Consider the following 20,250-nt stretch of genomic DNA (forward strand, 5'->3'; position numbering starts at 1 on the left):
GACAGCGACAACCGCGTCGTCGGCTTCGCGGCGTATCCCCGGGTACGCCGCCCGGACCAGCCGGCGACACGGCGCTACGCCCGCGGGCGGACCAGGCCCGACTCGTACGCCAGCACCACGGCCTGTACGCGGTCGCGTAGCCCCAACTTGGTCAGCACGTGCCCGACGTGGGTCTTGACGGTCGTCTCGCTGACCGACAACGCCCGGGCGATCTCGGCGTTGGACAGCCCCCGGGCCACCTGCACGAGCACCTCCCGCTCCCGCTCGGTCAACGCGCTCAGCGCCCTGGGCGGGGCGGCGGCCGGATCGGGCAGCACGTCGGCGAACCGGTCGAGCAGCCGCCGCAGGATCCGGGGTGCCACCACCGCGTCCCCGGCGGCCACCGCCCGGATCGCGGCCACCAGGTCGTCGGCCGGCACGTCCTTGGCCAGGAAGCCGCTCGCCCCGGCCCGCAGCGCCCCCACCACGTACTCGTCCAGGTCGAACGTGGTCAGGATCAGCACCCGCACCGGCAGCCGGGCGTCGACGATCGCCCTGGTCGCGGCGACCCCGTCCATCCGTGGCATCCGGATGTCCATCAGCACCACGTCGGGCAGCAGCCGGCGGGACAACTCCACCGCCTCCAGGCCGTCGGCGGCCTCGGCCACGATGTCCAGGTCGGCCTCGGTGCCCAGCACCATCCGGAAGCCGGTACGCAGCAGCGGCTGGTCGTCGGCGAGCAGGATGCGTACCGGCCGTGCCGGCACCGTCGCGTCAGTCACCCGATCCCCCCAGTCCCGATCCCGGTCACGTCGCCGCGTCACCGGGGCCGCCGGGGATCCTCACGGACACCGGGAAGCGCCCTCCCGCCGGGTCACCGGTGCGCAGGACACCACCGTAGAGGCGCCCCGCACCCCGGTCGGCGGGGCCGAGGCAGCCGGGGGCGTCGGGTCAGCCGCCCCGGCTCACTCGTCGGCGCCGGGCGGGGTCGGGCGGGACCGGGCGTCGCGCAGCGGATCCGGCGCTCCCTGCGCCGGGAACGGGGGCGGCGTGCCCCCGAAGCTCGGGCAGAGAGCCTGGTGGCTGCACCAGTCGCAGAGCCGGCTGGGCCGGGGGCGGAAGTCCTGCTGGGCGGTGGCCTGCTCGATCGCCCGCCACAGGGCCACCACCGTGCGCTCGAAACGGAGCAGCTCGTCGGCGTCCGGCGCGTAGTCGCAGATCTCCGCGTCCTTCAGGTAGAGCAGCCGCAGCACCCGGGGCACCACGCCCCGGGTGCGCCAGAGCACCAACGCGTAGAACTTGAGCTGGAACAACGCCCGGGCCTCGAACGCCTCCCGCGGCGCACCGCCGGTCTTGTAGTCGACCACCCGCAGCGCCCCGTCGGGCGCCACGTCGAGCCGGTCGACGTAGCCCCGGATCAGCAGTTCCTCGTCGACCACCGCCGAGATCAGGCTCTCCCGCTCGGCCGGCTCCAGCCGGCGCGGATCCTCCACCGCGAAGTAGCCCTCCAGCAGCCCGGCGGCGGAGCGGAGGAACTCGGCGGCCGCCGCGTCACCGTCGGCGAACAACGTCGCCAGCTCGGGTTGCTCGGTGACCAGCCGGTCCCACTGCGGGGCCACCAGGTCGCCCGCCGCCCGCGGGGTGCGCCCGGCAGCCGGCAGGTCGAACAGCCGCTCCAGCACGGCGTGCACGAGCGTGCCCCGGACCTGCTCGACCGTCGGCCGCTCGGGCAGCCGGTCGATGCTGCGGAACCGGTAGAGCAGCGGGCAGGTCTTGAAATCCGCCGCCCGGGACGGCGACAGCGAGGCCCGCACCGTCGCCGGCAACTCGGCCGGGGGCAAAGACTCCGGGAGCGGGGGCTGCTGCGTGATCACCGGTTCCGCCGTCATGCCCGGAAGGTTAGGACACCGGTGTGACACCAACGCCGTCGCCGCACCGGCGCATGATCTCCCGCCGCGTAGCATCGATCCGGTGGAGCAGACGAGGCAACCGCGGCGCCGGCCCGACGCGCGGCCCGGCCTGACCGTGGGCCGGGTGTTCGGGGTGCCGTTGCACCTCAACGGCTCGATGCTGCTGCTCACCCTCCTGGTGACCGTGCTCTACGCCGAGTTCGCCCGCCGCCAGCTCGACCTGTCCCAGCTCGCCGGCTACCTGATCGGCTTCGGCTTCGTGGTCTCCCTGCTCGGCTCGGTGCTCCTGCACGAGCTGGGCCACGCCCTCACCGCCCGCCGCTACGGCATCGGTGTGCGCGGGATCACCCTGGAACTGCTCGGCGGCTACACCGAGATGGACCGGGACGCCCCGTCGCCCCGGGTCGACCTGCTGGTGTCGCTCGCCGGCCCGGCGGTCTCCGCCGTGCTCGGCGTACTCGCGGTCGCCGCCACGCTCGCCCTGCCCGACCGCACCCTGGCCAACCAGCTGGCGTTCCAACTGGCGGTGAGCAACGTCATCGTCGCCGTGTTCAACATGCTGCCCGGGCTGCCGCTCGACGGCGGCCGGGCACTGCGGGCGGCGGTCTGGGCGGTGACCCGCGACCGGCACCGGGGCACCGAGGTCGCCGGCTGGGTGGGCCGCGCCGTCGCCGTCGGCACCGCCGCGCTGGTCGCCCTGCTCACCCTGACCCGCCACCTGGCGCCGCTGGCGCTGCCGCTGATGCTGCTCGTGGCGTTCACCCTGTGGCGCGGTGCCGGGCAGTCGATCCGGATGGCCCGGATCAGCCGCCGCTTCCCGCTGATCGACCTGTCCCGGCTGGCCCGCCCCGTGCTCGCCGTGCCCACCGGCACGCCGTTGGCCGAGGCGTACCGCCGCCGGGCCGCAGGCGCCGACCCGGGCGCCGCGCTCCTGGTCACCGACACCGCCGGCCGGCCGGTCGCCCTGGTCGACCCCGCCGCGGCGGAGGCCGTGCCGGTGGAACGCCGGCCGTGGCTGGCCGTCGACGCGGTCGCCCGCTCGCTGTCCGGTCTGCCGGCGATTCCGGTGGGCCTCGACGGGGAACGCGTGATGGCGGCGGTGCAGACCCACCCGGGCGCGCAGTACGTGGTGACGTCAGGCGAAAATGTCGTCGGCATCCTGCACATCGCGGATCTTGCTCAGCTCCTCGAACCGCGACGGAACGAACCTCGACGGAAGATGAACACGTGACCGCAACTCCCCCCGCCGCCCCGGCCGACCAGGGCACCCCGGTGCCCGCCGACGTCCCGGCGCTGCCCCCCGTGCACCGTGGGCCGTTCCGGCCCGGAGACCGGGTCCAGCTGACCGATCCCAAGGGGCGGATGCACACGGTCACCCTGGAGCCGGGCAAGGCGTTCCACACCCACCGGGGCATCCTGGAGCACGACGCGCTGATCGGCCTTCCCGACGGCAGCGTGGTCACCACCACCGGCGGCGGCACCGCGTTCCTGGCCCTGCGTCCGCTGCTGTCGGACTACGTGCTCTCCATGCCGCGCGGCGCCCAGGTGATCTACCCGAAGGACTCCGCCCAGATCGTCGCCATGGGCGACATCTTCCCCGGCGCCAAGGTCCTGGAGGCCGGCGCCGGCTCCGGCGCGCTGTCCTGCTCGCTGCTGCGCGCGGTCGGCACCGGGGGCGAGCTGCACTCGTACGAGGTGCGCGACGACTTCGCCCAGATCGCCCGGCGTAACGTCGAGGCGTTCTTCAACGGGCCACACCCGGCGTGGCGCCTGCACGTCGGCGACGTCGCCGGCTGCACCGAGACCGGTTTCGACCGGATCATCCTCGACATGCTCACCCCGTGGGAGACCCTCGACATGGTGGAACGGGCCCTGGTGCCCGGCGGCGTGTTCATCGGTTACGTCGCGACCACCCCGCAACTGTCCGAGCTGGTCGAGGCGCTGCGCGAGCGCGGCGGCTGGACCGAGCCGCGGGCCTGGGAGTCGCTGGTCCGCGACTGGCACGCCGAGGGCCTGGCCGTGCGACCGGACCACCGCATGATCGCGCACACCGCGTTCCTGGTGTCCGCGCGCAAGCTCGCCCCCGGCGTCACCGCCCCACCGCGCCGCCGCAAGCCCAGCAAGGGCGCCGAGGCGTACGCCGAGCGGCGCCAGGCGCTGCGCGAGGCGGAGGCGGCCCGGCAGGCGGCGGCGACCGCGGCGCAGCAGGCGCCGGCCGGGGACACGGAACGGCTGTGACGGCGAAGCGGGGCGGCGCGGAGTGAACGGACTGATCCCGCCCGCCGGCGCGGGCCGGCGGGCCGGGCACGGGGAGGTGGCATGAGCCGGCCGGGCTTCGGCGGGGGCGACCTGCCGGCGGTGTTCCCGGACTGGTCGCCCTACCAGGATCTCGAATCGGCGGCCCGGGCGTACCTGCGGGACCCGGACGTCGCGCTGGAGGCGCTCGGCGGGGTGCTGCGCGGGGCGTCCGTGCTCGGCTTCACCCTGGAGCGTTTCGTCAACGAGGTCAACGGGGTGTGGCAGGAGGTCGTGGTCTGCGACGGCAGCCGGCTCGTGCTCTGGCACGGCGAGGACGTACCGCCGGGGGAGGGGCCACCCGGCTCGATGACCTCGTCGCTGCGGGTGGTGCCGATCTCCACCGTGACCGAGGTCGGCTGCCGGCGCCGGCTGACCCGCGCCGAGGACGGGGGGATCCGGGTCGACAGCATCGACGTCTACCTGCTGCTGACCTCGCTGGACGAGGCGCCGCCCAGCGACGACGCGGTGGGCGCGCCCCGGCACGACGCGCTGCGCTTCGGCAAGACCCTCGACGACGGCGGCGCCGGGCAGATCGCCCGGCTGGAGGAGTTCGCGCGCCTGGTCGCCTCGGTGGTCGGCCGCCCGATGCTCTGATCCGCCCGCCCGCCCGGCCGCCCGCCGGGCGGAGCGCGGTCCGTCCGCGCCCTGCGGCCCGCCGGGCGGATCGCGGTCCGTCCGCGCCCTGCGGCCCGCCGGGCGGATCGCGGTCCGTCCGCGCCCTGCGGCGTGGACGGACCGGCCGTCAGTCCTCCTCGGCCTCCGGGCCGGCCACCTCGACGCCGTCGCTGCCGCGCACGACGTGGATGCACTCGCCCGGGCACTCCTTCGCCGAGTCGATCACCTCGAGGCGCAGGTGCGCCGGCACGTCGACCCGACTGCCCGGCGCCATCCGCAGGTCACCGTCGGGGCCCTTGACGTACGCAAGCCCGTCGATATCGAACTCGAAGACCTCGGGCGCGTACTGCACGCAGAGCCCGTCTCCCGTGCAGAGATCCTGGTCAACCCAGACCTGCAACTGGTCCGTCACGACCTCCGCCACGGCGCACCCCCCATGTTCTCCCGTCCCACGCCCCGACGGTACCCGAACGCCAGGACCGGCCCCGGGGGCCACCCTTGGCGATCAAGGTTCGGTGACGAGGGCGTTGCGTGGGACCGAATCGGCCTCATAGCGGCTAGTGTTAGGGCAGAACGTTCAAGCCCCCCGGGGAGGTGGGACGTGGCACGCAGCGACGACGCGGACTCGCGCGCCGCACGGTGGGAGAAGGAGGCCCACGATCTCTCCACGCAGGTCGCGTTCCTTCAAGAGGAACTCGCTCTGGTGCGGCGCAAGTTGACCGAAAGCCCCCGACACGTCCGGCAGCTCGAAGAGCGGCTGGCGGCCACCCAGGCACAGTTGGCGCGGCTGACCGAGAACAACGACCGGCTCGTGAGCACCCTCAAGGAGGCTCGCGCGCAGATCGTGACGCTCAAGGAGGAGATCGACCGCCTCGCACAGCCACCGAGTGGCTATGGCGTCTTCCTCGCGGGGCACGACGACGGCACGGTGGACGTGTTCACCGGCGGGCGCAAGCTCCGCGTCGCCGTCTCGCCCTCGCTGGACGTCGCCGAGCTGCGACGCGGTCAGGAGGTCCTGCTCAACGACGCGCTCAACATCGTCGACGCGTTCGGTTTCGAGCGGGTCGGCGAGGTGGTGATGCTCAAGGAGATCCTCGCGGGTCCCGACGGCAGCCCGGGCGACCGGGCGCTGGTGGTCTCGCACTCCGACGAGGAGCGCATCGTGCACCTCGCCGAGACCCTGATCGGTTCGCCGATCCGGGCCGGCGACTCGCTCATGATCGAGCCCCGCTCGGCGTACGCGTACGAGCGGATCCCGAAGAGCGAGGTCGAGGAACTGGTCCTGGAGGAGGTGCCCGACGTCGACTACACCGACATCGGTGGCCTCCACTCGCAGATCGAGCAGATCCGCGACGCGGTGGAGCTGCCCTTCCTGCACGCCGACCTGTTCCGCGAGCACCAGCTCCGCCCGCCGAAGGGCATCCTGCTCTACGGTCCGCCCGGCTGCGGAAAGACGCTGATCGCCAAGGCGGTGGCCAACTCGCTGGCCAAGAAGATCGCCGAGCGGGAGGGCAAGGAGAAGCACACCAGCTTCTTCCTCAACATCAAGGGCCCCGAGCTGCTCAACAAGTACGTCGGCGAGACCGAGCGGCACATCCGGCTGATCTTCCAGCGGGCCCGGGAGAAGGCCGGCGAGGGCACCCCGGTCATCGTGTTCTTCGACGAGATGGACTCGATCTTCCGGACCCGGGGCTCCGGCGTCTCCTCCGACGTGGAGAACACGATCGTCCCGCAGTTGCTCAGCGAGATCGACGGCGTGGAGGGGCTGGAGAACGTCATCGTCATCGGCGCCTCCAACCGGGAAGACATGATCGACCCGGCGATCCTGCGCCCCGGTCGGCTCGACGTGAAGATCAAGATCGAGCGGCCGGACGCCGAGGCGGCCAAGGACATCTTCTCCAAGTACATCCTCTCCGGGCTGCCCCTGCACCCGGACGACCTGGCCGAGCACGGCGGCGACCCCCAGGCCACCGTCGCGGCGATGATCGACGCGGTCGTGCTGCGGATGTACTCGGAGACCGAGGAGAACCGCTTCCTCGAGGTCACCTACGCCAACGGCGACAAGGAAGTCCTCTACTTCAAGGACTTCAACTCCGGCGCGATGATCCAGAACATCGTCGACCGGGGCAAGAAGATGGCCATCAAGGAGTTCCTCACCTCCGGTCGCAAGGGCCTGCGCCTGCAGCACCTCCTCGACGCCTGCGTCGACGAGTTCCGGGAGAACGAGGACCTGCCCAACACCACCAACCCCGACGACTGGGCCCGCATCTCCGGCAAGAAGGGCGAGCGGATCGTCTACATCCGCACGCTCGTCTCCGGCGGCAAGGGCGCGGAGGCCGGCCGGTCCATCGAGACCGCCAGCAACACCGGCCAGTACCTCTGACGGACACCCGCACAGGGCCCGTGGCGCGACCGCCACGGGCCCTGTCCCGTCCGCGCCCCGCCCGGTCCGAGCCCGCCGCCCCGGTCCGGCGCGCCCCCTTCCGCCGTACGGCGGACTACGCTCGACGTGACGGGGGACCGGTCGGGCGAGCGAAGCGGGTAGGTCGATGAGCGTAAGACGGATCATGGGCACCGAGGTCGAATACGGAATCTCCGTTCCCGGCCAGGCCGGGGCCAACCCCATGGTCACCTCCTCCCAGGTGGTCAACGCCTACGGGGCGCGCCCGGAACTCAACCGGGGCGGCCGCGCCCGCTGGGACTACGAGGAGGAGTCGCCGCTGCGGGACGCGCGGGGCTTCACCTACTCCGGCGCCGCGTACGACCCGGCCGAGGCCCTCGCCGACGAGGACCTCGGGCTGGCCAACGTGATACTCACCAACGGCGCACGGCTCTACGTCGACCACGCCCACCCGGAGTACTCCACCCCCGAGGTGACCAACCCGCTGGACGTGGTGCGCTGGGACAAGGCGGGGGAGCGGGTGATGGCCGAGGCGGCCCGCCGCGCCGCCACGATTCCCGGCACCCAGCCGATCCACCTCTACAAGAACAACACCGACAACAAGGGCGCCAGCTACGGCGCCCACGAGAACTACCTGATGCGCCGCCAGACGCCCTTCGCCGACATCGTCGCGTACCTGACGCCGTTCTTCGTGACCCGGCAGATCGTCTGCGGGGCCGGCCGCGTCGGCATCGGCCAGGACGGCGGGCAGAGCGGCTTCCAGATCTCCCAACGTGCGGACTTCTTCGAGGTCGAGGTCGGCCTGGAGACCACCCTCAAGCGGCCGATCATCAACACCCGCGACGAGCCGCACGCCGACGCCGACAAGTACCGCCGCCTGCACGTCATCATCGGCGACGCCAACCTGTCGGAGATCTCCACGTACCTCAAGGTCGGCACCACCGCGCTGATCCTCACGATGATCGAGGAGAAGGCGCTCGGCGCCGACCTCGGCATCGCCGACCCGGTCAGCGAGCTGCGTGCCGTCAGCCACGACCCGTCCCTGACGCACCGGATGCGGCTGCGCGACGGTCGGCGGCTGACCGCTCTGGACGTGCAGTGGGCCTACTACGAGCGGGTCCGGTCCTTCGTGGACGACCGCTACGGCACCGACGCCGACGAGCAGACCCTGGACGTGCTCGCCCGCTGGGAGCGTGTGCTGGACCTGCTGGGCCGCGACGTGATGCTCTGCGCCGACGAGCTGGACTGGGTGGCCAAGCTGCGGCTGCTGGAGGGCTACCGGGAGCGCGAGCAGCTCGGCTGGGGCTCGCACAAGCTCCAGCTGGTCGACCTGCAGTACTCCGACGTCCGCCCGGAGAAGGGCCTCTACCACCGGCTGGTCTCCCGGGGCTCGATGAAGACGCTGCTCGACGACGAGCAGACCCGCACCGCGATGACCGAGCCGCCGGAGGACACCAGGGCCTACTTCCGCGGTCGCTGCCTGGCCCAGTACGCCTCCGAGGTCGTCGCGGCGAGCTGGGACTCGGTGATCTTCGACGTGGGCCGCGAGTCGCTGGTGCGGGTGCCGATGATGGAGCCCGAGCGGGGCACCCGCAAGCACGTGGGGGCGCTCTTCGACCGCTGCGCGAGCGCCAAGGACCTGTTGGAGACCCTCACCGGCGGCTGACCTTGTCGACGAATGCCCGTCGTGTGCCGAAGGCGGCGCGCGGCGGGCTTTTCGTCGCCTCCGCGAGGTAAGTTGATCGCAGGGCGATCGTGGAGGAGGCAGCAATGGCCACTCGTGACAGCGGCGGGCAGTCGCAGTCGGGCAAGTCGCGTCAGGGCGAGGAGATCGAGGACGTCACCACCGAGGCGAACCCGGAGGTCGCCGAGCGGCACGCCGAGATCACCGAGGACGTCGACGACCTGCTCGACGAGATCGACTCCGTCCTCGAGGAGAACGCCGAGGAGTTCGTCAGGGGGTATGTCCAGAAAGGTGGGGAATAGCACTTATGTCCGATTTGCCTCCGGCGTCGGACAAGGTGTGCCCCCAGTGCAACCGCTTGCTGCCCGTCGCCGAGTTTCATCGCAATCGGCGGCGGGCCGACGGACTTGCCTACTATTGCAAATCCTGCGCGGCGGCCCGTTCCATGGCGAGTCGTCGTCGACGAGGCATCAGGCCGCAGCAGCGTTCCGCCGTGCCGGTCGGCGAGGGTCTGAAGTGGTGCCCGGACTGCGAGCAGATCAAGCCGGTGGCGGAGTTCCCCAGGACGACCAATCGCAGCGGGCGGCGCAGCTACTGCAAGCCCTGTCACAACGCCCGGGGCAAGGAGACGGCTCAGCGGCTGTATGGCGGCAGCCGCGAGTACCACCTGCGGCGGCGCTACGGCATCGGTGAGAAGGAGTTCCAGGAGCTGCTGGCCGAGCAGGGCGGGGTCTGCGCGATCTGCGGCACGCCGGATCCCCAACATCTCGACCACGATCATCGCACCGGGTGGGTGCGCGGGATATTGTGCTTCAACTGCAACGGTGGCCTTGGCCAGTTCCGTGACGATCAGTCGCGGCCGGCCGGGGCGATCACATATCTGAGAGGAACCACGTGGCAGCGGGTTTTGATCCATCCGGGCGTCTACCAGATGTGTTCACCAACGCGGGGACGTCCTCCTTCACCTCGTTTCTGAGCAAGGTGGCCCCCGAGATGCTGCCCGGCCGCCGGCCGCTGCCGCCGGGCATGGCCGCCGACATGGCGCCGCACGCGACGACCATCGTGGCCATCTCGGCCGTCGGCGGTGTCGTGCTTGCCGGCGACCGGCGCGCCACGATGGGCAATCTGATCGCCCAGCGCGACATCGAGAAGGTCCACCCGGCCGACGCCTACTCGCTGGTCGGCATCGCCGGCACGGCGGGGATCGGCATCGAGCTGATGCGACTGTTCCAGGTGGAGCTGGAGCACTACGAGAAGATCGAGGGCGCGATGCTCTCGCTCGACGGCAAGGCCAACCGCCTCGCCTCGATGATCCGCGGCAACCTGGGCGCCGCCATGCAGGGTCTCGCGGTCATCCCGCTCTTCGCCGGCTACGACCTGGCCGCGAAGGACCCGGCGCGCGCCGGCCGCATCTTCAGCTTCGACGTCACCGGCGGCCCCTACGAGGAGACCGGCTACGACGCGATCGGCTCCGGTTCGCTCTTCGCCCGGTCGGCGCTGAAGAAGCGCTTCCAGCCGGGGCTCTCCATCGACGAGGCGGTCCGGCTCGCCGTCGAGGCGCTCTACGACGCGGCCGACGACGACACCGCGACCGGCGGTCCGGACCTGATCCGGCGGATCTACCCGGTGGTGATGACGGCGACGGCGGAGGGCACCCACCGGCTCACCGACGAGGAGATGTCGGCGATCGCCGAGAGCGTGGTCTCCGGCCGGATGGAGAACCCGGGCGGTTGATCCGCTCCCGCCCGCACCAGTCAGCAGCCGTCAGCACAGCGCCCTGAAGGAGAACCGCCGCCGTGGCCATGCAGTTCTACGCCTCGCCCGAGCAGATCATGCGCGACCGCTCCGAGTTGGCCCGCAAGGGCATCGCCCGGGGCCGCAGCGCGGTGGTCCTGAGCTACGAGGGCGGGGTGCTCTTCGTCGCCGAGAACCTCTCCAGCGCCCTGCACAAGGTCAGTGAGATCTACGACCGGATCGGCTTCGCCGCCGTCGGTCGTTACAACGAGTTCGAGAACCTGCGCCGGGCCGGGGTGCGGATGGCCGACTTCAACGGCCTGAGCTACGACCGGCGTGACGTCACCGGCCGGGCCCTGGCGAACGCGTTCGCGCAGACCCTGGGCGCCATCTTCACCGAGCAGTCGAAGCCGTTCGAGGTGGAGATCTGCGTGGCCCAGGTCGGGTCCACCGCCGAGGACGACGAGATCTACCGGCTCACCTACGACGGCTCCGTCAACGACGAGCCGGGCCGGATGGCGATGGGCGGGCAGGCCGAGGCGATCGCCGGCGTGCTGAAGTCCGACCATCGTCCGGACATGTCGCTGGGTGAGGCGGTGAAGGTCGCGGTGCGGGCCCTGGGCAGCGTCGGGGGAGAGGGCGGCGCCGCCCGTACGATCGCCGCCAACCAGCTGGAGGTCGCGGTCCTGGACCGCCGTCGGGTGGGGCGGACGTTCCGCCGCATCACCGGGGCGGCGTTGAGCGCGTTGCTCGACGGCGGCAAGGCCGAGGAGGTGCCGGCCCGCCCGGAGGTGCCGTCCTCGCCGACCGAGGAGGCGAGGAAGCCCACCACGTCGGCCGGTTCGGCGGACCTGGAGGGCCAGGAGAAGCCCGAGGCGTAAGTGGCGCGCCTGACCCAGGTGGACGCTGCGGTTGTCCCGCCGGTTGCCTGTGCGATCGCCCGCTGGCCCTGACGGCTGCGGCGCTACGGGCCGGCGGGGCGCAGTTCCACCTGGGACGGGCCGCCCGTGTGCCACGGCTGTGTGCAACACGGGCGGCGGATGGGTGCTGTTGGACGGGGTCGGGCGGTGCCGGCCCGGGCGCGGCCGGCGGGAGCGCCGGAGGATGCGGCATGGTGTGCGCTGCCCATCTGGGGCCTCGGGCGGCTAATGTCTCATCATGGAGCGGCGAATCTTCGGCCTCGAGACCGAGTACGGCGTCACCTGCACCTACCGTGGGCAGCGGCGGCTGTCCCCCGACGAGGTCGCCCGGTACCTCTTCCGCCGTGTGGTGTCGTGGGGCCGGTCGAGCAACGTGTTCCTGCGCAACGGCGCCCGGCTCTACCTGGACGTCGGCTCGCACCCGGAGTACGCCACCCCGGAGTGCGACTCGGTGGTGGACCTGGTCGCGCACGATCGGGCCGGCGAGCGGATCCTGGAGGGTCTGCTCATCGACGCGGAGAAGCGGCTGCACGACGAGGGCATCGCGGGCGAGATCTACCTGTTCAAGAACAACACCGACTCGGCCGGCAACTCGTACGGCTGCCACGAGAACTACCTGGTCTCGCGGCACGGTGAGTTCGGCCGGCTGGCTGACGTGCTGATCCCGTTCCTGGTCACCCGGCAGCTCATCTGCGGGGCGGGCAAGGTGCTGCAGACCCCGCGCGGGGCGGTCTACTGCCTCTCCCAGCGGGCCGAGCACATCTGGGAGGGCGTCTCGTCGGCCACGACCCGGAGCCGGCCGATCATCAACACCCGCGACGAGCCGCACGCGGACGCGGAGCGCTACCGCCGGCTGCACGTCATCGTCGGCGACTCCAACATGAACGAGGTCACCACGCTGCTCAAGGTCGGCACGGCCGACATCGTGCTGCGGATGATCGAGGCCGGGGTCGTGATGCGTGACCTGACGCTGGAGAACCCGATCCGGGCGATCCGGGAGGTGTCGCACGACATCACCGGCCGGCGCAAGGTGCGGTTGTCCTCCGGCAAGGAGGTCAGCGCGCTGGAGATCCAGCAGGAATACCTGGCCAAGGCGACCGAGTTCGTGGAGCGGCGCGGCGGTGACCAGACCGCCAAGCGGGTGGTGGAGCTGTGGGGTCGGGTGCTGCGCGCGGTGGAGACCGGTGACCTGGAGCCGGTGTCCCGGGAGATCGACTGGGTGACCAAGCTGCGGCTCATCGAGCGCTACCAGCGCAAGCACGACCTGCCGTTGTCGCATCCGCGGGTGGCCCAGATGGATCTGGCCTACCACGACCTGCGCCGGGGCCGGGGCCTCTACGGGTTGCTGGAGCGGCGCGGCGAGGTGGACCGGGTGGCGACCGATCCGGAGATCTTCGAAGCCAAGGAGACCCCGCCGCAGACGACCCGGGCCCGGCTGCGCGGGGAGTTCATCCGGCACGCCCAGGAGAAGCGGCGCGACTTCACGGTCGACTGGGTGCACCTCAAGCTCAACGACCAGGCACAGCGCACGGTGCTCTGCAAGGACCCGTTCCGGGCGTACGACGAGCGGGTGGAGCGGCTGATCGCCAGCATGTGACGCGGTGGGCCGGCCCGGTGCGGTGGCGACCGCCGTCCGGGCCGGCCGGGCCGGTAGGCTGGGCGCGCCATGACGACTTCCGAACCTCCCGAGAGCGGCCGGCAGCGGCAGAACTGGGCCGAGCGCCGCCGCGAGAAGATCCGTGCCGAGATCGAGCGCAACCGGCGCGGCGAGTACACGGTGCCCACCTGGGTGCTGGCGCTGGCCCTGGTGTTGATCGTGGGCGCCTGGCTCGCGTTGATCTTCCTGGTCTGACCACCGTCGGCCGCGTGGGCCGGCACCGCCGCGCGGACACCGGTCCGGTGTGACCCGGCCCGGCCCGGCGCGGAAGCCGGCCGGCGATGGCGCAATCTGGAAGTTGTGCCGCCCCTGACCCGGGTGAAACCGTCATGCCCGTTGGGCATTTTCGGTGACCGGCCGCGCACGCTGCGTGGTCTCGGCAGGGAGGGTGACCGTATGGCACACATCGACCTCGGCCTCGACGAGCGGGAGCACCCGGGCATCAACGGCCCGTTGCGCTTCCGTCCCGAGACCGCCAAGCCACTGGGCGAGCTGGCGGAGGTGCTGCTGCGCGCTCCGCACCCCACGCTGACGCCGGGCGAGCGGGAGCTGATCGCGGCGTACGTGTCGGGGCTCAACGACTGCAACTTCTGCTGTGCCTCGCACTCGGCCTTCGCGGCGGCGCAACTGCCGGCGGGCATGCGGCTGGTGGACCAGGTCCGCACCGACCTGGCGGCCGCCGAGGTCAGCGAGAAGCTGCGGGCGTTGCTGGACATCGCCGGTGCCGTGCAGCGCAGCGGCCGGGAGGTGACGGCGGACCTGGTCAAGGTCGCCCGGGGGGCCGGCGCGACGGATCTGGAGATCCACGACACGGTCCTGATCGCGGCGGCGTTCTGCATGTTCAACCGGTACGTGGACGGGCTGGGCACGCTGCCCCCGGAGGACCCGGCGGTGTACGGGAAGGCCGCCGAGCGCATCGTGCGGTACGGCTACGGGGCGGACTGAGCAGGACCGTTGCCGGCCCGGTGTCTCCGGTCGCGTGCGGACGTCCGCCGCACCGGCGGCGCCGGGCCGGGTGACCGCGCCGGTCAGGCCAGCAGTCGCGCGGCGTGCCGGCCGGCCGCGGCGGCGGCCAGGAAGTAGGCGTGGTCGGCGTCCAGGCCCCGGCCCATCGTGGACAGCGGTACCGGCGCGGCCCGCAGCGCGGCGTCCAGCCCGCCGGCCGGGACCCGGACGACGGTGTGCCGGCCCGTGAGGGGGGCCAGCGCCGCGTCCACCTCGGCGGCCAGCGCCGGGGCCAGGCCCTCGGGCACGACCAGCTCGGCGGGGGCGAGGGCCACCCGGCCGTACGCGGTGAGGCTGTGGTGCGACACCCCCCAGTGGCGTGGCCGGGGGTCGGCGTCGGAGATCCGCAGCGATCCGATCGGGCGTCCGCCCAGCGTGGCGACGGCGTTGACGGCCTCGCCCACGGCCACCCCGGAGAAGCCCCACCGGGTGCCGGTGCCGAGGTTGCCGGGGCCCTGGGCGACGATCGCCACGTCGGCGCGCAGCACGTGCCGGGCGGCCAGCAGCCCGCTGTGCACGGTGCCCGCCTCCAGGTTCCCGCCGAACGCCTGGCCGACCGTGACCGTGCCGACGAGGTGCTCGCGCAGCCCGGCGAGGGTGCGGGAGAACCAGGCCGGCAGCGCTCCACCGTCGGTCAGCAGGTACGCCACCCGGGCGTCGGGGGCGTCGGCGTGGATGCCGGCCAGAATCGCCGGCAGCGCGGAGTGCAGGTCGGCGGTGACCACGGGCAGCCCGGCCAGGTCGTCGGCGGCGGCCATCACGTCCCGGTGCGGCGAGGCCTCCTCGTCGACGCCGAGCAGGATCGGTTGCAGCGGGGTGTAGCGCGCCTTCACCAGGTGGCCCGCGTCGCGGGTGTCGAGGGACTGCGGCGGGTCGGGTGGCAGCCGGTCAGGCAGTGCCACGACCAGGGCGTATCCGCCGGTGCCGAGGCCCATCAGCAGGGCGCCGGCGTTGAGCAGCACCCGGTCGCCGGGCTCGGGCCGGCCGACCAGCTCGGGGTAGGCCAGGGCGCGTACGGTGCCGCCGTCGGGCAGGTCGACGTCCAGTTCCACCGCCCCGGTCCACTGCCGCCGTAGCGCCGCCACCGTTCCCGACCGCCATCGCACCATGCCCGGCACGCTAGCGTCGCCGCCCCGCCCGGCCGCGCCCGGGGCCGCGCCCGGCGGTCAGTCGTCGGGCCCTGCGGGGCCTCCGCTGCGGGTCGGATCGAGGAAGACGTACCGGATGTGCGGGTGGTGGGCGGTGAGTCGTCGCTCGGCCTGGTCGGCGGCGGCCTCGATGGTCGCGCCGGTCGCCTCGTCGTCGAAGTCGACCTTCGCGGCGACCAGCACGTCGCTGGGCCCGAGCTGCATGGTCAGCAGGGTGTCGATCCGCCGTACGGCGGGCAGCGCGGCGAGTTCGTCGGCGATCTCGCCGCGCAGCCGCTCGGGCACCGACCGGCCGACCAGCAGCGAGATGTTGCTGTGGGCCAGGACGGAGGCGACCACGAGCAGCAGCACGCCGATCAGTACGGAGGCGAGACCGTCCCACAGCTCGTCGCCGGTGAGTTGGGACAGCGCCACGCCGACGGCGGCCAGCACCAGCCCGACCAGGGCCGCGCAGTCCTCCAGGAACACGGCCTTGACGGTGGTGTCCGAGGTCAGCCGCAGGAACCGGCGCGGCGTGGTGCGCCAGCGCCGGGACTCGGCGCGGATCTGGCGGGTGGCGCGGGCCAGCGAGACCGACTCGATGGCGAAGGAGACCGCCAGCACGACGTAGGTGACGAGGTAGTCACCGCTGTGTTCGTGCACCAGGATCGTGGTGACGCCGTGGGTGATCGCGAAACCGGCGCCGGCGACGAACGTGAACAGGGCCGCCAGGAACGCCCAGACGTAGCTCTCCTTGCCGTACCCGAACGGGTGCCGGACGTCGGCGGGCCGCGCGCCGCGGCGGAGCGCGAGGTACAACAGCACCTCGGTGGTGGTGTCGGCGACGGAGTGCGCGGCCTCGGAGAGCATCGCCGCCGAGCCGGAGATCAGCCCGGCGACCAGCTTGGCCAGTGCGATGGCGAGGTTGGCGGCCCCGGCGACCACGACGGTGCCGACGCTGTCGGTCCTGACCTCCGGCTGGGTCACCACGTCACTGTATGGTCGCAGGCGGCGGGGCACCCGGCGACCGGTGAACCGGGCCGGCGCGACTCGGTGCGCGTCCTGCCCGCGTGGGTGCACGGGCCCGGCGGGCGGGCTGCTAGCGTCTACCGGGTGTCGCGGACCCGCACCGAACGCCTGGTCAACCTGGTGATCTGCCTGCTGTCCACGCGACGGTTCCTGACCGCCGCGCAGATCGCCGCGACCGTGCCCGGCTACGAGCACGATCCGGACGACGCGCGTGACCACGAGGCGTTCCAGCGCAAGTTCGAACGGGACAAGGCCGAGCTGCGTGAGCTGGGTGTGCCGCTGGAGACCGGGACGGCGAGCGTCTTCGACGCGGAGCCCGGCTACCGGATCGCCCACCGGGAGTACGCGCTGCCGGACATCCCGCTCGAACCGGACGAGGCCGCCGCGGTGGGGATCGCCGCCCGGTTGTGGCAGCACGCCGGCCTGGCCGCCGCCGCCTCCTCCGGGCTGGCGAAGCTGCGCGCCGCCGGCGTCGACGTGGACCCGCAGGCCACGCTGGGCCTGGAGCCGATGGTCACGGTGGATCCGGCGTTCGCGCCGCTCACCGCCGCGGCCCGGGACCGGCGCGAGGTCAGCTTCGACTACCGGGTGCCCGACCGCGACGACCCGACCCGCCGCCGCCTCCAGCCGTGGGGTGTGGTCTGCTGGCGGGGCCGGTGGTATGTGGTCGGGCACGATCTCGACCGGGAGGCGACCCGCTGCTTCCGGCTGTCCCGGGTGGTCGGCGCGGTCCGGGCGACCGGCGCCCCCGGTGGCTACGAGCCGCCGGCGGGGGTCGACCTGATCAGCCACGTGGCCCGCTCGACGGGGCCGGCCGAGCGCACCGGGCGGGCCACCGTCCTGGTCGCGGCGGGCCGCGCCGCCGGCCTGCGGCGCTGGGCGGCCGGCGTCACCGCCGGCCCGGAGGGCGACCGGCTGGTCCTGCCGTACGCCGACGCGGACCAGCTGGCCGGTCAACTCGTCGGCTACGGCCCGGACGTGCGGGTGCTCGACCCACCGGAGGTGCGGGACGCGGTGATCCAACGACTCAAGGAGATCGCCGCCCGGCACGACGAGCTGGCGGTCGCCGGGGGTGCCCGGTGACCCGGCCGGCCGCCCGGAGCGGCTCCCGCGCGTCGGCGGACCGGTTGGCCCGGCTGCTGAACCTGGTGCCCTACCTGCTGGCCAGGCCCGGCATCGAGATCGCCGAGGCGGCCGGTGACCTGGGCGTCACCGAACGGCAGCTGCGCGAGGACCTGGAGCTGCTGTGGGTGTGCGGGCTGCCCGGCTACGGCCCGGGTGACCTGATCGACATGGCGTTCGACGGCGACCGGGTGACCATCACCTACGACGCCGGCATCGACCGGCCGCTGCGGCTCACCCCCGACGAGGCCCTCGCGCTGGTGGTGGCGCTGCGGATGCTCGCCGAGACGCCCGGGGTGACCAACCGGGAGGCCGTCGAGCGGGCGCTGGCCAAGATCGAGGACGCGGCCGGCGACCTGGTGGCCGCGCCGGTCGAGGTCCGGCTGCCCGCCGACACCCGCCAGGTGGCGCAGCTGCGGGCCGCCGTCGAGAGCGGTCGGGCGCTGCGCATCACCTACTACACGGCCGCCCGGGACGAGACCACCGAGCGCGTCGTCGACCCGTTGCGGATGCTGATGGTCGGCGGGCGGGCGTACGTGGAGGCGTGGTGCCGCCGGGCGGAGGCGGTGCGGCTGTTCCGGGCCGACCGGATCGACGCGGTCACCGAGCTGGCGGAGCGGGCCGTGGTGCCGCCGCAGGCCCGCCCGCACGACCTGACCGAGGGCGTGTTCCGCCCGTCGCCGGACCTGCCGTTGATCACCCTGCGGGTGGGCCGGGGCGAGCGGTGGCTCACCGAGTACTACCCGTGCGAGCGGGTCGAGGCCGGCGACGGCGACCACTGGCTGGTCTCGATGCGGGTCACCGACCTGGGCTGGGCCCGCCGGTTCGTGCTGGGCCTGGGCCCGGACGTCGCCGTGGTCGCCCCGGTCGAGCTGGCCGAGCAGGTCCGGGCCGCGGCGGTCGCCGCGCTCGACGCGTACGCGACGCCCATGCCGGCCGCGCCGCGCGAGCCGGCGGACACGCCCCGGGCGGTGTCCTCGGCCAACCCGGCAATCACGGCGGGCACCCAGTAGGCTGGCCGCCGTGGTGAAGTGGATCGTGCTCGCGGTGGTGCTGTTCGCGCTCGTGGTGCTCGGCTTGGCGGTGCGGCCGGTGCTGGGCAGGCTGCCCCGGCTGCGGCGTGCGGCCGTGGCCCTGCAACGTCGGGCGACCGAGGCGGAGGCGCTGCGGGAGTCCGCCGAGGCGCTCCAGACGCGGGCCGAGGCCCTCCAGGAGCAGCTCGACACGACGCAGCGGCGGCTCGCCGTCATCAGGGCCCGGCGGGGCGGCTGATCGATCGGTGTCCGGTCGCTGCGCGAACCGGTCCGGTTCCGCGCAGCAACGATCCGTCGGCAGACGGTTGACGGGACATCCCACGTTGGTCAAGACTTCACCGGCCGGGGCGAACCACCACCGCCCGGCGGGTGGCAACGGCCGTCAGCGCACGTACGATGGGCCGTAGTACACCCCTCACGACGACACAGAGCGACTGGAGCTTCCCATGGGTGCCCTCAAGCCGTGGCACATCGCCGTACTCGTGGTCGTGCTGATCCTGCTCTTCGGCGCGAAGCGGCTTCCCGACGCGGCCCGTTCGCTGGGCCGGTCGCTGCGGATCATCAAGGCCGAGACCAAGAGCCTGCACGACGACGACCGGGACCTCGCCGGCAAGGCCGACGCGCAGGCCGGCTACCAGCCGCTCCCGCCGCAGGCCGGGCAGGGCGGTCAGCCGTACGCCGCGCCCGCTCCGCCGCCGCAGCAGCAGCCGTACGCACCCCCGGTCAACGACCCGGTGCAGCGCGTCCGCGACAACTGACCGAAGGGCCCGAGACCCGTGGCCTTCGCCCTCAAGAAGCGCGGTCCGAGCAAGTTCGAGCGGGCCGCCGACGGCTCGATGTCGCTGGTCGAGCACTTCCGCGAGCTGCGCAACCGGCTGTTCAAGGCGTCGCTGGCGATCCTGGTCGGCTTCGGCATCGGTATCTGGCTTGCCGGGCCGGTCCGGATCCTGCTCTCGAAGCCGTACTGCGACCTGCCGGCATCGATCGACCTCGCTACCGGCAAGTGCAAGTTCGTGCAGCTCGGTGTCGCGGACGTCTTCCTGCTGAATCTGAAAATCGGGCTCTGGGTGGGGTTGATCATCGCGGCCCCGGTCTGGCTCTACCAGCTCTGGGCGTTCATCGCGCCTGGCCTGCACCGGCACGAGCGGCGCTACGCCTACATCTTCACGGCGCTGGCCGCGCCGCTGTTCGCGGCGGGTGCCGTGCTCGCGTTCTTCGTCACCACCAAGGGCCTCGAGTTCCTGCTCAACATCTCCGGTGACGACATCGCCACCAATCTCGAGGTCACCCGCTACATCGCGTTCGTCACCAACCTGATCCTGCTGTTCGGGGTGGCGTTCGAGTTTCCGCTGCTGGTGCTGATGCTGAACTTCGTCGGTATCGCCAGCGCCAAGCGACTGCTCAGTTGGTGGCGGATCGCGGTGTTCGTGTTCTTCGCGTTCGCCGCCGTGGTCACGCCGACGCCCGACCCGTTCGGAATGACCGCGCTGGCGATCTGTCTCTGCGCGCTCTACTTTGCCGCAGTCGGGGTGGCGTTCATCAACGACAAGCGCAAGGGCCGGGGCAAGGAGGCCCATGCCGGCGTCGCCGACGACGAGGTGTCGCCGCTGGAGTTCGACCCCGAGCCGGTCGAGGCCGGGCAGCGGGTCGACGCCGTCGCGCCCGTCGCCGCCCCGGATCCGGTCGCGGCGCCGACGCCGATCGACCGCCGCTACGACGACGTGACCTGACCGGC

At 72.6% G+C, this 20,250-nt stretch carries 22 protein-coding genes; 17 read left to right on the forward strand and 5 right to left on the reverse strand.

The genetic code is table 11. The annotated features are described in order from the left end of the window. Positions 1-74: 74 nt before the first annotated feature. Together ABZ809_RS26195 and ABZ809_RS26200 are read right to left on the reverse strand one after the other, a co-directional pair. A complete protein-coding gene (locus ABZ809_RS26195; protein ID WP_357565258.1) occupies positions 75-761 on the reverse strand; it encodes a response regulator transcription factor in 687 nt (228 codons plus the stop codon). 183 nt (positions 762-944) lie between these two features. After that, entirely contained in the window at positions 945-1,868 is a 924-nt protein-coding gene (locus ABZ809_RS26200) for a PD-(D/E)XK nuclease family protein (RefSeq protein WP_357565259.1), read from the reverse strand. Positions 1,869-2,046: 178 nt separating this feature from the next. Between ABZ809_RS26200 and ABZ809_RS26205 the strand changes: the two genes are divergently transcribed. The 3 genes from ABZ809_RS26205 to ABZ809_RS26215 all read left to right on the forward strand — a co-directional run bounded on the left by ABZ809_RS26205 (position 2,047) and on the right by ABZ809_RS26215 (position 4,781). Further along, positions 2,047-3,120, forward strand: a complete 1,074-nt coding sequence (locus tag ABZ809_RS26205) for a site-2 protease family protein (protein WP_357565303.1) — start codon at positions 2,047-2,049, stop codon at positions 3,118-3,120. A gap of 41 nt (positions 3,121-3,161) precedes the next feature. Continuing rightward, on the forward strand, positions 3,162-4,127 hold the full coding sequence (locus tag ABZ809_RS26210; protein ID WP_357565304.1) for a tRNA (adenine-N1)-methyltransferase: 966 nt from the start codon (positions 3,162-3,164) through the stop codon (positions 4,125-4,127). Positions 4,128-4,208: 81 nt separating this feature from the next. Continuing rightward, positions 4,209-4,781, forward strand: a complete 573-nt coding sequence (locus ABZ809_RS26215; protein WP_357565260.1) for a hypothetical protein — start codon at positions 4,209-4,211, stop codon at positions 4,779-4,781. 148 nt (positions 4,782-4,929) lie between these two features. On the opposite strand, the gene ABZ809_RS26220 is transcribed toward ABZ809_RS26215, so the two are convergent. Beyond that, on the reverse strand, positions 4,930-5,226 hold the full coding sequence (locus tag ABZ809_RS26220) for a ferredoxin (protein ID WP_357565261.1): 297 nt from the start codon (positions 5,224-5,226) through the stop codon (positions 4,930-4,932). Positions 5,227-5,403: 177 nt separating this feature from the next. Here ABZ809_RS26220 and arc point away from each other — a divergent pair, with 177 nt between their 5' ends. The 9 genes from arc (at position 5,404) to ABZ809_RS26265 (ending at position 14,143) form a co-directional block, all read left to right on the forward strand. Continuing rightward, positions 5,404-7,185: a proteasome ATPase gene (arc, locus tag ABZ809_RS26225; RefSeq protein ID WP_357565262.1), complete on the forward strand. Its 1,782-nt coding sequence runs from the start codon at positions 5,404-5,406 to the stop codon at positions 7,183-7,185. Positions 7,186-7,351: 166 nt separating this feature from the next. Then, positions 7,352-8,869 (forward strand): depupylase/deamidase Dop, encoded by a 1,518-nt coding sequence (dop, locus tag ABZ809_RS26230; RefSeq protein WP_357565263.1) that lies wholly within the window; start codon positions 7,352-7,354, stop codon positions 8,867-8,869. A 104-nt stretch (positions 8,870-8,973) separates the two neighbouring features. Next, positions 8,974-9,189: a ubiquitin-like protein Pup gene (locus ABZ809_RS26235; protein ID WP_088993750.1), complete on the forward strand. Its 216-nt coding sequence runs from the start codon at positions 8,974-8,976 to the stop codon at positions 9,187-9,189. A 191-nt stretch (positions 9,190-9,380) separates the two neighbouring features. After that, complete coding sequence (locus ABZ809_RS26240) at positions 9,381-9,863, forward strand: endonuclease VII domain-containing protein (protein WP_357565264.1); 483 nt, start codon at positions 9,381-9,383, stop codon at positions 9,861-9,863. After that, entirely contained in the window at positions 9,782-10,621 is an 840-nt protein-coding gene (gene prcB, locus ABZ809_RS26245; RefSeq protein ID WP_357565265.1) for a proteasome subunit beta, read from the forward strand. The genes ABZ809_RS26240 and prcB overlap by 82 nt, the downstream gene beginning before the upstream one ends. A gap of 62 nt (positions 10,622-10,683) precedes the next feature. Beyond that, complete coding sequence (gene prcA, locus ABZ809_RS26250; protein ID WP_357565266.1) at positions 10,684-11,502, forward strand: proteasome subunit alpha; 819 nt, start codon at positions 10,684-10,686, stop codon at positions 11,500-11,502. A gap of 277 nt (positions 11,503-11,779) precedes the next feature. After that, on the forward strand, positions 11,780-13,138 hold the full coding sequence (gene pafA / locus ABZ809_RS26255) for a Pup--protein ligase (RefSeq protein WP_121398241.1): 1,359 nt from the start codon (positions 11,780-11,782) through the stop codon (positions 13,136-13,138). Between the two features lie 69 nt (positions 13,139-13,207). After that, entirely contained in the window at positions 13,208-13,393 is a 186-nt protein-coding gene (locus ABZ809_RS26260) for a hypothetical protein (protein WP_089000436.1), read from the forward strand. 201 nt (positions 13,394-13,594) lie between these two features. Beyond that, the gene (locus ABZ809_RS26265) at positions 13,595-14,143 is read left to right on the forward strand and encodes a carboxymuconolactone decarboxylase family protein (RefSeq protein ID WP_357565267.1); all 549 of its coding nucleotides are present in this window, start codon (positions 13,595-13,597) and stop codon (positions 14,141-14,143) included. Between the two features lie 83 nt (positions 14,144-14,226). On the opposite strand, the gene ABZ809_RS26270 is transcribed toward ABZ809_RS26265, so the two are convergent. Together ABZ809_RS26270 and ABZ809_RS26275 are read right to left on the reverse strand one after the other, a co-directional pair. Further along, a complete protein-coding gene (locus ABZ809_RS26270) occupies positions 14,227-15,312 on the reverse strand; it encodes a DUF3866 family protein (protein WP_357565268.1) in 1,086 nt (361 codons plus the stop codon). 57 nt (positions 15,313-15,369) lie between these two features. After that, on the reverse strand, positions 15,370-16,317 hold the full coding sequence (locus ABZ809_RS26275; protein WP_357565269.1) for a cation diffusion facilitator family transporter: 948 nt from the start codon (positions 16,315-16,317) through the stop codon (positions 15,370-15,372). 126 nt (positions 16,318-16,443) lie between these two features. Between ABZ809_RS26275 and ABZ809_RS26280 the strand changes: the two genes are divergently transcribed. The 5 genes from ABZ809_RS26280 to tatC all read left to right on the forward strand — a co-directional run bounded on the left by ABZ809_RS26280 (position 16,444) and on the right by tatC (position 20,245). Next, positions 16,444-17,442, forward strand: a complete 999-nt coding sequence (locus tag ABZ809_RS26280; RefSeq protein WP_357565270.1) for a WYL domain-containing protein — start codon at positions 16,444-16,446, stop codon at positions 17,440-17,442. Next, the gene (locus tag ABZ809_RS26285) at positions 17,439-18,494 is read left to right on the forward strand and encodes a YafY family protein (RefSeq protein WP_357565271.1); all 1,056 of its coding nucleotides are present in this window, start codon (positions 17,439-17,441) and stop codon (positions 18,492-18,494) included. The genes ABZ809_RS26280 and ABZ809_RS26285 overlap by 4 nt, the downstream gene beginning before the upstream one ends. Before the next feature lie 10 nt (positions 18,495-18,504). After that, complete coding sequence (locus ABZ809_RS26290) at positions 18,505-18,753, forward strand: hypothetical protein (RefSeq protein WP_357565272.1); 249 nt, start codon at positions 18,505-18,507, stop codon at positions 18,751-18,753. 208 nt (positions 18,754-18,961) lie between these two features. After that, positions 18,962-19,273, forward strand: coding sequence for a Sec-independent protein translocase subunit TatA (tatA, locus tag ABZ809_RS26295; RefSeq protein ID WP_357565273.1), 312 nt, complete (start codon positions 18,962-18,964; stop codon positions 19,271-19,273). An 18-nt stretch (positions 19,274-19,291) separates the two neighbouring features. Then, positions 19,292-20,245, forward strand: a complete 954-nt coding sequence (tatC, locus tag ABZ809_RS26300) for a twin-arginine translocase subunit TatC (RefSeq protein WP_357565274.1) — start codon at positions 19,292-19,294, stop codon at positions 20,243-20,245. Positions 20,246-20,250 lie beyond the last annotated feature (5 nt).

This window comes from Micromonospora sp. NPDC047074 (assembly GCF_040643815.1).
Classification (GTDB): domain Bacteria; phylum Actinomycetota; class Actinomycetes; order Mycobacteriales; family Micromonosporaceae; genus Micromonospora.

Bases quoted from the DNA above. Each gene is read 5' to 3' on its own strand.
- ABZ809_RS26200 (WP_357565259.1), bottom strand. From the start codon at position 1,868: ATGACGGCGGAACCGGTGATCACGCAGCAGCCCCCGCTCCCGGAGTCT.
- ABZ809_RS26265 (WP_357565267.1), top strand. From the start codon at position 13,595: ATGGCACACATCGACCTCGGCCTCGACGAGCGGGAGCACCCGGGCATC.
- ABZ809_RS26235 (WP_088993750.1), top strand. From the start codon at position 8,974: ATGGCCACTCGTGACAGCGGCGGGCAGTCGCAGTCGGGCAAGTCGCGT.
- pafA (WP_121398241.1), top strand. From the start codon at position 11,780: ATGGAGCGGCGAATCTTCGGCCTCGAGACCGAGTACGGCGTCACCTGC.
- ABZ809_RS26215 (WP_357565260.1), top strand. From the start codon at position 4,209: ATGAGCCGGCCGGGCTTCGGCGGGGGCGACCTGCCGGCGGTGTTCCCG.
- tatA (WP_357565273.1), top strand. From the start codon at position 18,962: ATGGGTGCCCTCAAGCCGTGGCACATCGCCGTACTCGTGGTCGTGCTG.
- ABZ809_RS26260 (WP_089000436.1), top strand. From the start codon at position 13,208: ATGACGACTTCCGAACCTCCCGAGAGCGGCCGGCAGCGGCAGAACTGG.
- dop (WP_357565263.1), top strand. From the start codon at position 7,352: ATGAGCGTAAGACGGATCATGGGCACCGAGGTCGAATACGGAATCTCC.
- ABZ809_RS26270 (WP_357565268.1), bottom strand. From the start codon at position 15,312: ATGGTGCGATGGCGGTCGGGAACGGTGGCGGCGCTACGGCGGCAGTGG.
- ABZ809_RS26205 (WP_357565303.1), top strand. From the start codon at position 2,047: ATGCTGCTGCTCACCCTCCTGGTGACCGTGCTCTACGCCGAGTTCGCC.